A 13,127-nucleotide genomic window follows, 5' to 3' on the forward strand; every position below is an offset into this window, starting at 1 on the left:
GGCCGCAGGCGGGTAGACGCACGCGGTACGCCGACGGGCGGACGCAGCGACCGGAGGAGGCAGTGATGCCAGGACCACGGCCGGGCAGCAACGCGTACGACAAGCAGCGCGCGCGCATCCGTAACGTGATCGACGATTCCGGACGCCGGGTGCCGGACCGCAAGGCCAACGAGGTGGCCAACCGGATTCTGCAGGACGACCGGGGGCAGCGGGGCGTCGTGCGCGGCGAGCGGACGTACGGGCCCAAGGGTGAACGCGAACCCGGGGATCCCAAGTGAGAGGCGGCAGCCTGGCCGACGGGGTGATCGTCGGGGCGGTCGGCAGCACCGCGCTGAACGTGGTGAGCTACCTGGACATGGTGGTCCGCGGCCGCCCGGCGAGCAGCACGCCGGAGGAGAGCGCCGGCCGGCTGGCCGGGGTGGTGCACGTCGACCTCGGGCCCGGGGACCGGGCGGCGAACCGCCGCTCGGGCCTCGGGCCCCTGCTCGGCTACGGCGCGGGGATTTCCGCCGCGGTCGGCTTCGCGCTGCTCACCCGGGGCCGCCGGCAACCGCTGGCGCTGGCCTCCGCGCTGCTCGGCGGGGGTGTGATGACGATCGCCGACGGCGGCCTGACCGCGCTGGGCGTGACCGACCCGCGGGCCTGGGGCCGTGCGGACTGGCTGACTGACATCGTGCCGCACCTGGCGTACGGCGTGGCGGCCGCAGCCACCTGGAACCGGCTGCGGCCGCCCACCGGGCGGGGCTGATTCAGCCCCGCCCGTCGCTCTCGTCGTCGGCCACCGGCTCCGCCGTCGGGCCGTACGGGGAGAGCTGTCCCTTCGGCACCGGACGCCCGGTGTCCCCCTTGGACGAACCGCGGTTGAGGGGATGACCGGTCGGCTTCGGGCCCTTGCTGTACTGGCTCGTGGCGCCCTTGTCGTTGCGCCGGAGCTCCTCCTGCTGCGGGTTGACCACGGTGTCTCCTTCCGCTGGACGGCACCCGGCGGCGCCGCGTCCGCCACCGGTTACCCGCCGCCGCAGGCGCCATGCCGCAGCCGGACCGGCCGGCGAGGGGTGACCGGCCGCAGCACGGGTACCCCCGGCAGATGGGCGACGACCGGACCGTGGCGCGGGTCCTGCTGGACCGGCGCGGAGGCACGTACGCCGAGGAGGCCGGCATCCGGCTCGCCGACCGGCCGGCCCCGCTCTACCAGCTGCTGGTGCTCGCCACCCTGCTGAGCACCCGGATCCGGGCCCAGGTCGCGGTGGCGGCCGCCCGGGAGCTGTTCGCCGCCGGTTACCGCACGCCGCAGGCGATGGAGGCGGCCAGCTGGCAGGACCGGGTGGACGCGCTGGGCCGGGGCCACTACCGCCGCTACGACGAGCGGACCTCGACGATGCTCGGCACCGGCGCCCGGCTCTGCCTGGACCGCTGGCGCGGCGACCTGCGTCGGCTGCACCGGGAGGCGGACGGCGACCCGGCCGGGCTGCGTCGGCGGCTGACCGAGTTCCCCGGCATCGGCCCGACCGGTGCCGACATCTTCCTGCGCGAGGCGCAGACGGTCTGGCCCGACGTGCGCCCGTACGCCGACCGGCGGGCGCTGGCCGGGGCGAAGCGGCTGGGCCTGCCCACCTCGCCGGACCGGCTGGCCGGGCTGGTCGGCTCGGCCGAGTTCGGCCGGCTCGCCTCGGCGCTGGTCCGGGTCGCGCTGGGCGAGGAGTCCGCCGGGGAGGTCAGCCGCAGCGCCGCCGCCGGCTGACGCTCACTTCGCCGAGGTGTTCCCCGGCTTGGTCAGGTGCCAGACCAACAGTGCCGCGAGCAGGGCGAGCACCACGAGGCCGCCGGTGACCCCGCCGCCCTCCTCCGGACTGCGGCCGGTGGTGCCGAAGTAGATCACCGCGAGCCCGGCGAGCACCGTCACGAAGGTACGCATTCCTCGGTCCTTCACGTACCAGACGCTACGGGCGTTAACCGGTGTGTATCGGCTTTTCCGGACACGATCCCCCGACCGGGTGGCGTCGACGCCGGTCAGCCGCCGGCGGGGAACTCGCGCAGCCGGACCCGGCGCACGGCCCGGTCGGCCACCTCCACCACCTCCAGGGTCAACCCGGGCAGCCGCACCACCTCCCCGGGCCCGCTGGGCAGGTGTCCCAGGCCGGCCAGCACCAGCCCGGCCAGCGTGGTGTACTCCCGAGACACCGGGAAGCGCAGCCGGACGCCCACGTCGGCCAGGTCGTGCAGCGGGAAGTCGCCGGCCAGCAGCAGCGAGCCGTCCGGTTCCCGGGTCACCCCGGACACGTCCCGGTCGGTCTCGTCGTACAGCTCCCCGACCACCTCCTCCAGCAGGTCCTCCACGGTGATCATGCCGGCGACCCCGCCGTGCTCGTCCACCACCAGCGCCAGCTTCTGGTGGTGCTGGCGCAGCTGGCGCAGCGCGTCGGCCACCGGCAGGGTGCCGGGCAGCAGCAGCGGCGGCCGGGACCGGTCCCCCACCGTCCGCGGCCCGGCGTCGACCAGGTCCCGGATGTGCACCACCCCGCACACGTCGTCCAGCCCGCCGGGGCCGACGACCGGGGCGCGGGACCGCCCGGCCGCGGCCAGCTGGCGCAGCCCGTCCCCGGTGGGCAGCGCGGCCGGCAGCATGGTCACCTCCAGCCGGGGCACCAGGATCTCCCGCAGCGTCCGGCCGGCGATGTCGAACGCGCCGGCCAGGATCTCCCGTTGCTGGGCCGACAGGCCGCGCTGGCTGACCAGCATCTCGCGCAGCTCGTCCTCGGTCATCTCCTGCCGCCGGGCGCGCGGGTCACCGCCGGCCAGGCGCACCACCGTGTCGGTGGCCGCGCTCAGCAACCAGATCGCCGGCCGGGAGAGCCGGGCCAGCAGGTCCAGCGGGCGGGCGCTGAGCAGCCCCCACCGCTCGGCCCGCTGCATCGCCAGCCGCTTCGGCGCCAGCTCGCCGACGACGAGGGTGACGAAGGTGAGCAGCACGGTGACCGCCACCACCGCGGTCGGCCGGGCCGCCCGGCCGAGGAAGCCGAGCGGCCCGACCAGCGGCTCGGCCAGCGAGACCGCGGCCGCCGCGGAGGCGAGGAAACCGGCGAGGGTGATGCCGAGCTGGATGGTGGCCAGGTAGCGGTTCGGGTCGCGGACCAGCTGGGCCAGCCGCTCCCCGGAGCGGCTGCGCCGGCTCAACTGGCGGACCTGCCCTTCGCGGAGCGTCACCAGCGCCATCTCGCTGCCGGAGAGCGCCGCGTTGATCAGGATCAGCACGGCCACCAGCGCGAGCTGCCCGAGGTGAGCGCCCATCTCAGTCGACCTCCAGGTCGTCCAGCGAGATCTTGTGCGACATCAGCCAGCGGGCCAGCGCCGACATCCCGAACAGCCACAGCGGGGCGGACTCCGTGGTGCCGTTGGTGGCGAAGATGGCGAACCGCAGGTCGGGCGCCCGGTACGCCTCGATCCGCCACTTGTGCTGCCGGTCCCGCCAGACCGCGGAAGGGTCCATGCCGCCACGCTAGGTGACCCGCGCGGTCCGGCGGGCCGCGTTGGCCACGTCCCCCGCGACCCGGCCTACCCCTTGCCGGCGACCACGATCCGGGCGTCGTCGGGCAGCCGGCGGGTCGCGCCGCGCCGGTCCAGCAGTTCCAGCAGCGGTACGGCGACCCGCCGGGTGGTGTCCAGCGCCTGCCGGGCGGCGCTGAGCGTGAACGGCTGGGGCAGCCGGGCCAGCACCCGCACCGCGTCGTCGACGGCGCCGGGCAGCAGCACCACGTTCTCGGCCAGCCGCAGCAGCGCCCCGGCGCGCACCGCGGCGCCGATCTCGCGCGGGCCCAGCCCGAGGTCGGCGAGGTGGGCGGCCTCCGGGGCGCGGAAGGGGCGGTCGGCGTACTCGGCGCGGACCCGGGCCACGGCGCGCGCCACCGGCTCGGGCAGCGCCTCCGCGGCGGACGCGGTGACCCGCCCGGCGCGCAGCCGCAACGGCGGCCGGACCAGGGCCTCGACCAGCACCCGGTCGGGCAGGTCCAGGCGCCGCCGGAGCAGCTCGACCGGCGCGCCGGGCTCCAGCGGGTGGTCCCGGCCGTACCGGGTGACCTCCTCGACCAGCCGGGCGGCGAGCTGCCGCCAGTGCTCCGGGTCGGCCAGCCAGTCGGCGGCGACCGGCCGGGCGGTGACCTCGACCCCGGTGCGGACCAGGTCGGCGGCCCGGGCCAGCCGGCGGCGGCGCAGCTCGCCGGCGAGGTCGGGGCGGCCGTCCAGGCCTGCGAGCACCGCGGCACGGGCGGCCGCGGCGCCCCGGCGGATCAGCGGCGGGGGCGCCACGTCCAGCACGGTGACCCCGCCGGCGACGTGGTGGCGGCCCGGGTCGCGCAGCAGCGCCCGGTCGCCGATCAGCAGCGGCAGCGGGCGGGCCAGCCGCAGCCGGGCCGTGTCCGGGCCGAGCGGCCGCACCCGGGCCGGCACCGCGGCGGATCCGACGTGCAGGGTGAGGATGGCCGGCAGGTCGGCGACCGGGTCACCGGCGAGCCGGACGTCGAGCAGGTCGGTCAGCCGGAACCGGCCGGGGCTCAGCAGCGCGTCCCCGCGGGCCAGCCGGTCGCGCGGGACGCCCCGCAGGTTCACCGCCACCCGGGCGACGGCGGCGACCTCGTCGCGCGCCTGGTGCAGCGAGTGCAGGCCGCGCACCCGCACCGGCTCGCCGGTGGCCGCGAGTTCCAGCTCGTCGCCGACACGCAGCCGGCCGGCGCCGAGCGTGCCGGTGACCACCGTGCCGCTGCCCCGGACGGTGAAGCAGCGGTCCACCCAGAGCCGCACCGGCGCGTCCGCCGCCGGTGCGGGCAGCCGGGCGGCCAGCCGGTCCAGCGCCGCCCGCAGCTCGGGCAGGCCGGCGCCGGTGACCGCGCTGACCGCGACCGCCTCGACCGCGCCCAGCGTGGTCGCGGCGAGCTCCGCCCGGGCCCGGCCCAGCGCCGGCCGCGGGTCGGCCAGGTCCGCGCGGGTCACCACCAGCAGGCCGTACGACACCCCGAGCGCGTCCAGCGCGGCCAGGTGCTCGGCGGACTGCGGCATCCAGCCCTCGTCGGCGGCCACCACCACCAGCGCGGCGGGCACCGGGCCCACGCCGGCGAGCATGTTCGGCACGAACCGCTCGTGCCCGGGCACGTCGACGAACGCGACCGTCCCACCGGCGGGCAGCGTGGTCCAGGCGAAACCCAGGTCGATGGTCATGCCGCGGCGGCGCTCCTCGGCCCACCGGTCCGGTTCCATCCCGGTCAGCGCCCGCACCAGCGTCGACTTGCCGTGGTCCACGTGCCCGGCGGTGGCCACCACCCACATGCTCAGCAGTCCTCCGGCACGCGCAGCACGGCGGCCCGCACCGCGTCGTCGGCGCCGGCGGGCACGCAGCGCAGGTCCAGCAGCAACCGGCCGCGCACCACCCGGCCGAGCACCGGCGGGTCGCCGGTGCGCAGCGGCTCGGCGTACCGCTCGGGCAGGCTCAGCGCCCACGAGTCCAGTGCCACGCCGGGGGCGCCGCCCCCGCCGACCACCGCGGCGGTCGGCACCACCTCGGCCTTGCAACCGTCCCCGGCGAGCCGGTCGCGCAGCCGTTCGGTCCGCTCGCGCAGCGCCCCAGCGTCGGCGTGCAGCGCCGCCCGGGTGGGGGTGGCCGGGTCGCCGACGGTGCCGGCGAGCGCGGCGAGGGTCAGCTTGTCCACCCGCAGCGCCCGGGCGAGCGGGTGTCGGCGCAGCCGGTCGACCAGTTCGGCGGCGCCGAGCAGCAGCCCGGCCTGCGGGCCGCCGAGCAGCTTGTCGCCGCTGGCGGTGACCAGTGCCGCGCCGGCACGCAGGGTGCTCGCGGCGTCCGGCTCGTCGGGCAGCAGCGGGTCCGGGGCCAGCAGCCCGGAGCCGATGTCGGCGACCACCGGCACGCCTAGGGTGGCCAGGGCGCGCACCGGCACCGCCGAGGTGAAGCCGGTGACCTGGAAGTTCGACGGGTGCACCTTGAGCACGAAGCCGGTGCGCGGGCCGAGCGCGGCGGCGTAGTCGGCGAGGGTGGTGCGGTTGGTGGTGCCCACCTCGCGCAGCCGGGCGCCGGTGCTCTCCAGCAGGTCCGGCAGGCGGAACCCGTCGCCGATCTCCACCAGTTCGCCGCGGCTGACCACGATCTCGCCGCCGGCGGCCAGCGCGGTGGCGGCGAGCACCAGCGCGGCGGCGCCGTTGTTGACCACGTGCACCGCGCCGGCGTCCGGCACCGCGGCCGCGAGGGCGTCCAGGGCGTCCCGGCCGCGCCGCGCCCGCCGGCCGGTGCGCAGGTCGAGTTCCACATCGGTGTGCCCGGCGGCGGCGACCACCGCGGCGACGGCGGCGGCCGACAGCGGCGCCCGACCGAGGTTGGTGTGCAGCACCACCCCGGTCGCGTTGAGCACCGCCCGGGGCGCCGGCGCGGGCAGCGCGCCGAGCGCCGCGTCGCGTACCTCGTCGGGGCTGATCTCGCCGCGCCGGGCCCGCTCCTGGGCCCGGCGGACGGCGGCCCTGACCCGGTCCCGGCCGAGCGTGGCCGCGGCGGCGGCCAACCCGGGGTCGGCAAGCAGCGCGTCGGTGCGCGGCATGCGCCGACGCGGATCGTCGCCGCCGTCCCCTGTCACGTCATCTCCCCGCTGGGCTTGGCGGAGACGGACGGGAATCGAACCCGCCTGGCCCGGGTCCCGGACCACACCGGTTTTGAAGACCGGGAGGGGCACCAGCCGCCTGAACGCCTCCACCGAGCATTTGACCACAGCGGGGCGCCGGCCGCGTGGCGAAGGGTCAGCCCTCGCCGCGGGCCAGGCGTTCGCGCTGCGGCACCACCGTGTACTTCGGATCCTTCGCCGAGGCGACCCCGCCGTGGAAGACGCCGAACCGGGTGGCCACCGACGCGGCCAGCAGCGCCGCACCGGAGAACGCCGAGACCGTCCGGCTGCGCCGGCCGAGCAGCGCCCCGGCCGTCCCGGCGACGGTCAGCGCCCGCCCGGCGCGCATCAGCCGCCCGGCCCGGCCGGTGCGGTACGGCTCGCTGAGCAGCCCGAGCCGGGTCTCCACCCGGTGCGAGCCGTACAGCTCCAGCGCCGCCCCGGCGACCGCCATCCGCCGGGCCGGGCCGGCCTGCCCGACCGGCGCGGCGAGCAGACCCACGCCGGCGCCGCTGGCCAGCGCACTGCCCGCGAAGACGACCGGCAGTTCCGGGTACGCCTCGTGCCAGGACGGCACGGCCGTGTCGGCCAGCAGCACCCCGGTGTACGTGGCCAGCGCCGGCGCGGTGACCGCGGCGGCCAGCCCGGCGGCGTGCCCCACCGGCGGCAGCACCCGGCGGGCCAGCTCGGGCAGGCCGTGCCCGGGCAGCCAGCCGGCCGCCTCGGCGACCGCGGCCACACCGGCGGCCGGCCCGAAGGCGGTGAGGATCCAGGTGCCCACCGACATCGGCGAGGTCGGCTTGGCCACCCGCAGCATGTGATGGAACCGCTCCGGCCGGCCCAGGTCCCGGATCAGGAAGGCGGCGCTGGCGGTGACCGCCGCCAGCGCGGTGACCCGCCCGGCCCGGCGCAGCGCCGGCCGCCCGGTGAGCTGCCCGCCGGCCGCCAGCAGCGACGAGCCGGCCGCCAGGCCGCCGGTGAACAGGTACGCGGCGATGTCCCACTTCCAGACCGGGGCCTTCAGGATCGGCCGGCCGTAGTAGGAGGTGAACTCGGCCTCCGGGACGGTGAGTTCCTCGCCGCCGCGCCGGCGCCGGCCGCCGCGGCGTCGCTCGGTCGGGGCGGCCGGAGTGGCCGGGGACGGCGCCAGGCCGGCCGCGGCCGCCCCGGCGTCGCTGCGCGCCGCACCGACCCCGGTGCCGGTGGAGCGTCCACCGGACGCCTCCGGTCCCCGCGCCAAATCACCCGGCCCGCCGCCGGAGGCGGGGCGACCGGGACCGGTCGCCGGTCCTTCGGCGTCACCGCCGGCGAGCCGGGCGCGGAAGCGGCGGAACCGGTCGCCGACCGGGCGGTGCGCACTCACGAGGAACCTCCGACGAACGCGGCAACCGCGGCCGCCGCCATGGCCAGCGCGGCCAGGCCGGCCCGCTTCCACATCTTCGGCAGGTCCCGGGTGGTGACCACCGGGTCCGGCGGCAGCCCGTACACCTCCGGGGAGTCGAGCAGCAGGAAGAATGCCCCGTCACCGCCGACCCCGTCGGTCGGGTCGTGCCCGTACAGCCGCGCCTCGGGAACACCCCTGGCGTGCAGGGTGGCCACCCGGGCGGCGGCCCGTTCGCGCAGTTCCTCCAGCGGGCCGTACTGGATGGACTCGGTCGGGCAGGCCTGCGCGCAGGCCGGCGTCATCCCGACGCCGATCCGGTCGTAGCAGAGCGTGCACTTCCACGCCCGGCCGTCGCCCTTGCGCTGGTCGATCACCCCGTACGGGCAGGCGGAGATGCAGTAGCCGCAGCCGTTGCAGATGTCCTCCTGCACCACCACGGTGCCGAACTCGGTGCGGAACAGCGACCCGGTCGGGCAGACGTCCAGGCAGGCCGCGTGGGTGCAGTGCTTGCAGACGTCGGACATCATCAGCCAGCGGAAGTCGGTGCGCCCGTCGGCGCTGCCGGTCCGGCCCGGCGGCCCGTCGCCGGGCATGCCGAGGAACTGTGGCGTGGCGGCCATCGGGGCGGCGTCCGCACCGGCGGCCATCCGGGCGGCGGCGTCCGGCGAGCCGGGCGGCACTCCCGGGTCGGTGCCGGTCGGGTTGCCGGCGCCGGCGCCCACCGCCGCCGACGAGGCGCTCACCGACCCGCCGGTCGGGTTCCCGGCGAACGGGGGCGTCCGGTGCCCGGCCGGGCGGGGCTGCTCGACGAAGGCGACGTGCCGCCACGAGTTGGCGGTCAACGCGCCCGTGTTGTCGTACGACATGCCCAGCAGGTCCAGCCCGGAGCCGGGGACGTCGTTCCACTCCTTGCAGGCCACCTCACAGGCCTTGCAGCCGATGCAGACGCTGGTGTCGGTGAAGAAGCCCATCCGGGGCGGGGCGTCGGACCAGCCGGCCTCCGGGGCCGGGTCCACCGGGCCGTAGTAGCTGTCCGGGTCGGGGTTCATCGGGCCGCTCCCCCGTCCGGCCGGTGCTCGGCGGCGGGGTGCGCGCCGGGGGTGACGGTGGGCGGTCGTTCACCGGGTTCCATGCCGGCCCGGCGCCGGTAGTCGGCCACCAGGTCCAGCAGGGCCGGCCCGGTGGACCGCCGGCCGGGTCGTACGTCGCAGGTACCGATCTTGCTCTCCTGGATCAGCACGTTCGGGTCGAGGGTGATCCCGAACAGGTCGTTCGCCGAGTCGCCGGTGACCAGCCCCTCGCCGCCGAAGTGGTACGGCAGCCAGACCTGGTGGATCACCCGGCCGTCCACCCGCAACGGGGTGAGCCGGTCGGTGACCAGCACCTTCGCCTCGATCACCGCCCGCCCGCTGACCAGGTGCGCCCAGCCCAGGTGCGCCAGCCCCACCTCGGCGGCCAGTTCCGGGGAGACCTCGACGAACATCTCCGGCTGCAACTCGGCCAGCGGCCGGACGGTGCGGCTCATCCCGCCCGCGGTGTGGTGCTCGGTGAGCCGGCTGACCGTGAACACGTACGGGAAGACCTGGCTGTGTTCTTCAGGCGGGCTGGGGTTCACCGAGTTCACCGGGTGCGCGTACACCTTGCGGGTCGGATTGGACTGCTGCCGGTAGAGCGGGTTGCGCACCGGCGACTCGGCCGGCTCGTAGTGCGTCGGCAGCGGGCCGTCGATCAACCCGTTCGGCGCGTACAGCCAGCCCTTGCCGTCGCTCTGCATGACGAAGGGGTCGTCGCCGGCGATCCCCGCCGGGCCGGACGTGCCCGGCTGCGGCCGGTACGTCGGCGGCTTGGTCTTCTCGAAGTCCGGCACGTCGTAGCCGGTCCACTCGCCGGCGGCGGCATCCCACCAGACGTACTTCTTCCGCTCGCTCCACGGCCGGCCCTGCGGGTCGGCGGAGGCGCGGTTGTAGAGGGTGCGCCGGTTGGCCGGCCACGCCCAGCCCCACTCGGCGGCCACCCAGTCCTGCTCGTGCCCAGGCTTGCGGCGGGCGGCCTGGTTGACGCCGTCGGCGTACACCCCGGTGTAGATCCAGCAGCCCACCGCGGTCGAGCCGTCGTCGCGCGCCTCGGCGAACGAGGCCAGCGGGCGGCCGGTCGCCACCTCGTACCCGTTGATCTCGCGCAGCACCGCCTCGGCGCTCGGCTCGGCGAGCGGACCGTGCGTGGGATAGTCCCAGGCCAGGTCGAGCAGGGCGCGGTCGCGGGGGTGCGGGGAGCCGGCCAGCTTCTCCCGCAGCTTGCGCCCGAGGTGGTAGAAGAACCACAGCTCGGAGCGGCAGTCGCCCGGCGGGTCGAGCGCCTTCTCCCGCCACTGCAGCAGCCGCTGCGTCTGGGTGAAGGTGCCCTCCTTCTCCACGTGCGACGCGGCGGGCAGGAAGAACACCTCGGTGCGGCACTCCTCCGGCACGATCTCGCCGGTGGCCACCTCGGGGCTGTTCCGCCAGAACGTGGCACTCTCGATCATGAACAGGTCGCGGACCACCAGCCAGTCCAGGTTGGCCATGCCCAACCGTTGCGCCCGGCCGTGCGCCGAGCCGACGGCCGGGTTCTGGCCGAGCAGGAAGTAGCCCTTCACCTTGCCGTCGATCATGTTCAGCACCTGCTGGTAGGTGCCGTGGTCGCCGGTCATCCGGGGCAGGTAGCCGTAGCAGAAGTCGTTCTCCGGCGTCGCCGCGTCACCCCAGTACGCCTTGAGCAGGCTGGCCCCGTAGGCCCGGGCGTTGCCCCAGAACCCCTTCTGGCCCGGATGGCGGATGCTGTCCACCCACTCGTCGAAGGTCGGGTGGTCGGCGTGGTGCGGCATCGGCAGGTAGCCGGGGAGCAGGTTGAACAGGGTCGGGATGTCGGTGGAGCCCTGGATGCTGGCGTGCCCGCGCAGCGCCAGCACCCCCCCGCCCGGCCGGCCCACGTTGCCCAGCAGCAGCTGGATGATCGCGCCGGTGCGGATGTACTGCACACCGACGCTGTGCTGGGTCCAGCCGACCGAGTAGATCAGCACGCCGGTCCGCTCCCGGCCCGAGTTCTCCGTCCAGGCCCGGGCCAGCTCGAGGAACTTCTCCCGGGGGATGCCGCAGACCCGCTCCACCATCTCCGGGGTGTAGCGGGCGAAGTGCCGCTTGAGGATCTGGTAGACGCAGCGCGGGTGCTGCAACGTCTCGTCCCGCTCGGTCAGCCCCGGGATCGGCGACCCGTGCGACTCGTGCCGCAGCCCCGCCGCGGCGTCCCGCTCCCGGTCGCTGTCCGCCGCGGAATGCTCCCCCTCCTGGCCCGCGTACTGCCAGCTGGTCCGGCGGTACGTGCCGGTGTCCGGGTCGAAGCCGGAGAAGAAGCCGTCGCCGTCCTCCGCGTCGACGAACTGCTCGCTGACGATCGTCGCGGCGTTGGTGTACGCCAGCACGTACTCCCGGAAGTCGAGCTCGTTCGCCAGGATGTAGTTCACCACCCCGCCGAGCAGGGCGATGTCCGAGCCGGCCCGGATCGGCAGGTACGTGTCGGCCAGCGCGCTGGTCCGGGTGAACCGCGGGTCGACGTGGAAGACCTTGGCGCCGCGCCGCTTGGCCTCCATCACCCACTGGAAACCCACCGGGTGGGCCTCGGCCATGTTCGAGCCCTGGATGACGATGACGTCAGCGTTGGCGACGTCCTGCTGGAAGTCCGTCGCGCCACCGCGACCGAAGCTGGTCCCCAGACCGGGAACGGTGGCGGAGTGTCAAATCCGGGCCTGGTTCTCGATCTGGAGCGCCCCCATCGCGGTGAACAGCTTCTTGATGAGGTAGTTCTCCTCGTTGTCCAGCGTCGCCCCACCCAGGCTGGAGATGCCCAGCGTCCGGTTGAGCGGCCGGCCCTCGCTGTCCGCGTCCTCCCAGGTCTGCTCGCGGGCGGCGAGGATCCGGTCGGCGATCATGTCGAGCGCGACGTCGAGGTCCAGGTCCTCCCACTCCGTGCCGTACGGCCGGCGGTAGCGGACCTTCGTCTGCCGCAGCGGACTGGTGACCAGGCTCTTGCTGGCAGCGCCCTTCGGGCAGAGCCGGCCCCGCGAGATCGGGCTGTCCGGGTCGCCCTCGATCTGGGTGACCCGGTTGTCCTTGACGAAGACCCGCTGGCCGCAGCCGACCGCGCAGTAGGGGCAGACCGAGCGGGCCACGCTGTCGGCGGTCTCGGTCCGGGCGGTCAGTTCCGCCGAGCGGGCCGACTGCGCCGCTGTGCCCCGGCCGAGCGGGTCGGTGCCGGTGAGCTGCCGGTAGACCGGCCAGCCCTCGATGAAGGTGCGGATGCCCATCGCCACACCCCCTTCGCCCCGACGCCGACCCCTCGAACATAGGCCAGCCGACGCCCGCCCGCGACCTGTCTGGCCGATCTTCACGTCCCCGGCGTAGACAGCGCCGCCCCCGGGCCACGGGGGCTCCGGGGGCGGCGCTGGGGTGTCGGTGTGCAGGTCGCCTCTCGGCGAGTGGCGCGACGCGTCTCCAGCCGGACGGTATTCCGCGAAGGCAGTAGTGGTGAGGCCCGGGGACACTGGTCACACCGACATCTGACTCAACCGGGGGGTGGGTCTGGTTGTTCCCGCGGTCGTGGATCGGATTCCGTGCGCCTGTCTGCCTGTCTGCCTGGCTGCCCTGGCGCTTGGGCGGGTTGCGGTGGTGGGGTGTGGCCCGCGTGGTGGTCGCGCCCGCGCCGTAGGTCGCAGTTGGTGGTCGGCGCATCCGCTGGTGCCCGCGTCTGCGGACAGGACCCGGATGCGCCGCTGGCCGGCACCCGGGAGTGGGTGCCGGCCAGCGGTGGATGTGCTGCTGGCCGGCACCCGTTGTGGGTGCCGGCCAGCAGTCCCCCTGTCAGGAATGTCTGTCGGTCAGCTGTTCCAGTGCTGGTCAGCTGTTCCAGTGCTTGGCGACGAGGTCGGCGGCCTGCTGCTCCCACTGGGCGTAGTGGAACGGGTAGGCCGAGACCTGCACGGTCTGGGCGGCCTTGGTCAGCGGCATGTCCTGCCACCCGTCGACCTGCTTGAGACCCTTCAGGAACGCCTTGGTCGAGTACTC

General features: G+C 75.5%; 12 protein-coding genes and 1 tRNA gene. 3 read left to right on the forward strand and 10 right to left on the reverse strand.

Annotation, left to right across the window (positions count from 1 at the left end):
• The first annotated feature begins 65 nt into the window (after positions 1-65).
• Both ACVCAH_RS15255 and ACVCAH_RS15260 read left to right on the forward strand, forming a co-directional pair.
• Complete coding sequence (locus ACVCAH_RS15255; RefSeq protein ID WP_447136774.1) at positions 66-278, forward strand: phosphatidylethanolamine-binding protein; 213 nt, start codon at positions 66-68, stop codon at positions 276-278.
• Complete coding sequence (locus tag ACVCAH_RS15260) at positions 275-748, forward strand: hypothetical protein (protein WP_447136775.1); 474 nt, start codon at positions 275-277, stop codon at positions 746-748. Before ACVCAH_RS15255 ends, ACVCAH_RS15260 begins: the two co-directional genes overlap by 4 nt.
• A 1-nt stretch (position 749) precedes the next feature.
• On the opposite strand, the gene ACVCAH_RS15265 is transcribed toward ACVCAH_RS15260, so the two are convergent.
• Entirely contained in the window at positions 750-956 is a 207-nt protein-coding gene (locus tag ACVCAH_RS15265) for a hypothetical protein (RefSeq protein WP_447136776.1), read from the reverse strand.
• Positions 957-1,087: 131 nt separating this feature from the next.
• Between ACVCAH_RS15265 and ACVCAH_RS15270 the strand changes: the two genes are divergently transcribed.
• On the forward strand, positions 1,088-1,741 hold the full coding sequence (locus ACVCAH_RS15270) for a hypothetical protein (protein ID WP_447136777.1): 654 nt from the start codon (positions 1,088-1,090) through the stop codon (positions 1,739-1,741).
• Between the two features lie 3 nt (positions 1,742-1,744).
• Here the strand turns inward: ACVCAH_RS15270 and ACVCAH_RS15275 are convergent, their stop codons facing one another.
• The 9 genes from ACVCAH_RS15275 to fdh all read right to left on the reverse strand — a co-directional run bounded on the left by ACVCAH_RS15275 (position 1,745) and on the right by fdh (position 12,370).
• Complete coding sequence (locus tag ACVCAH_RS15275; protein ID WP_447136778.1) at positions 1,745-1,915, reverse strand: hypothetical protein; 171 nt, start codon at positions 1,913-1,915, stop codon at positions 1,745-1,747.
• Positions 1,916-2,010: 95 nt separating this feature from the next.
• Positions 2,011-3,288, reverse strand: a complete 1,278-nt coding sequence (locus tag ACVCAH_RS15280) for a hemolysin family protein (protein WP_447136779.1) — start codon at positions 3,286-3,288, stop codon at positions 2,011-2,013.
• A 1-nt stretch (position 3,289) separates the two neighbouring features.
• Complete coding sequence (locus tag ACVCAH_RS15285; RefSeq protein ID WP_393007638.1) at positions 3,290-3,487, reverse strand: hypothetical protein; 198 nt, start codon at positions 3,485-3,487, stop codon at positions 3,290-3,292.
• Between the two features lie 65 nt (positions 3,488-3,552).
• Entirely contained in the window at positions 3,553-5,316 is a 1,764-nt protein-coding gene (selB, locus tag ACVCAH_RS15290) for a selenocysteine-specific translation elongation factor (protein WP_447136780.1), read from the reverse strand.
• 2 nt (positions 5,317-5,318) lie between these two features.
• Positions 5,319-6,590 (reverse strand): L-seryl-tRNA(Sec) selenium transferase, encoded by a 1,272-nt coding sequence (gene selA, locus ACVCAH_RS15295; RefSeq protein ID WP_447136791.1) that lies wholly within the window; start codon positions 6,588-6,590, stop codon positions 5,319-5,321.
• A 55-nt stretch (positions 6,591-6,645) separates the two neighbouring features.
• Positions 6,646-6,741 (reverse strand) — tRNA-Sec (locus ACVCAH_RS15300).
• Positions 6,742-6,786: 45 nt separating this feature from the next.
• Entirely contained in the window at positions 6,787-7,800 is a 1,014-nt protein-coding gene (gene nrfD, locus ACVCAH_RS15305; RefSeq protein WP_447136792.1) for an NrfD/PsrC family molybdoenzyme membrane anchor subunit, read from the reverse strand.
• Between the two features lie 209 nt (positions 7,801-8,009).
• Positions 8,010-9,083, reverse strand: coding sequence for a 4Fe-4S dicluster domain-containing protein (locus tag ACVCAH_RS15310; RefSeq protein ID WP_447136781.1), 1,074 nt, complete (start codon positions 9,081-9,083; stop codon positions 8,010-8,012).
• Positions 9,080-12,370 carry a formate dehydrogenase gene (fdh, locus tag ACVCAH_RS15315; protein WP_447136782.1) on the reverse strand — a complete coding sequence of 1,097 codons (3,291 nt, stop codon included), beginning with the start codon at positions 12,368-12,370 and terminating at the stop codon, positions 9,080-9,082. Before fdh ends, ACVCAH_RS15310 begins: the two co-directional genes overlap by 4 nt.
• Positions 12,371-13,127 lie beyond the last annotated feature (757 nt).

Source organism: Micromonospora sp. LZ34 (assembly GCF_052981855.1).

Excerpts from the sequence above, each read along its gene's own strand:
- ACVCAH_RS15255 (WP_447136774.1), top strand. The coding sequence starts at position 66 with ATGCCAGGACCACGGCCGGGCAGCAACGCGTACGACAAGCAGCGCGCG.
- ACVCAH_RS15270 (WP_447136777.1), top strand. The coding sequence starts at position 1,088 with ATGGGCGACGACCGGACCGTGGCGCGGGTCCTGCTGGACCGGCGCGGA.
- ACVCAH_RS15275 (WP_447136778.1), bottom strand. The coding sequence starts at position 1,915 with ATGCGTACCTTCGTGACGGTGCTCGCCGGGCTCGCGGTGATCTACTTC.
- ACVCAH_RS15280 (WP_447136779.1), bottom strand. The coding sequence starts at position 3,288 with ATGGGCGCTCACCTCGGGCAGCTCGCGCTGGTGGCCGTGCTGATCCTG.
- ACVCAH_RS15285 (WP_393007638.1), bottom strand. The coding sequence starts at position 3,487 with ATGGACCCTTCCGCGGTCTGGCGGGACCGGCAGCACAAGTGGCGGATC.
- selB (WP_447136780.1), bottom strand. The coding sequence starts at position 5,316 with ATGTGGGTGGTGGCCACCGCCGGGCACGTGGACCACGGCAAGTCGACG.
- selA (WP_447136791.1), bottom strand. The coding sequence starts at position 6,590 with ATGCCGCGCACCGACGCGCTGCTTGCCGACCCCGGGTTGGCCGCCGCC.
- ACVCAH_RS15310 (WP_447136781.1), bottom strand. The coding sequence starts at position 9,083 with ATGAACCCCGACCCGGACAGCTACTACGGCCCGGTGGACCCGGCCCCG.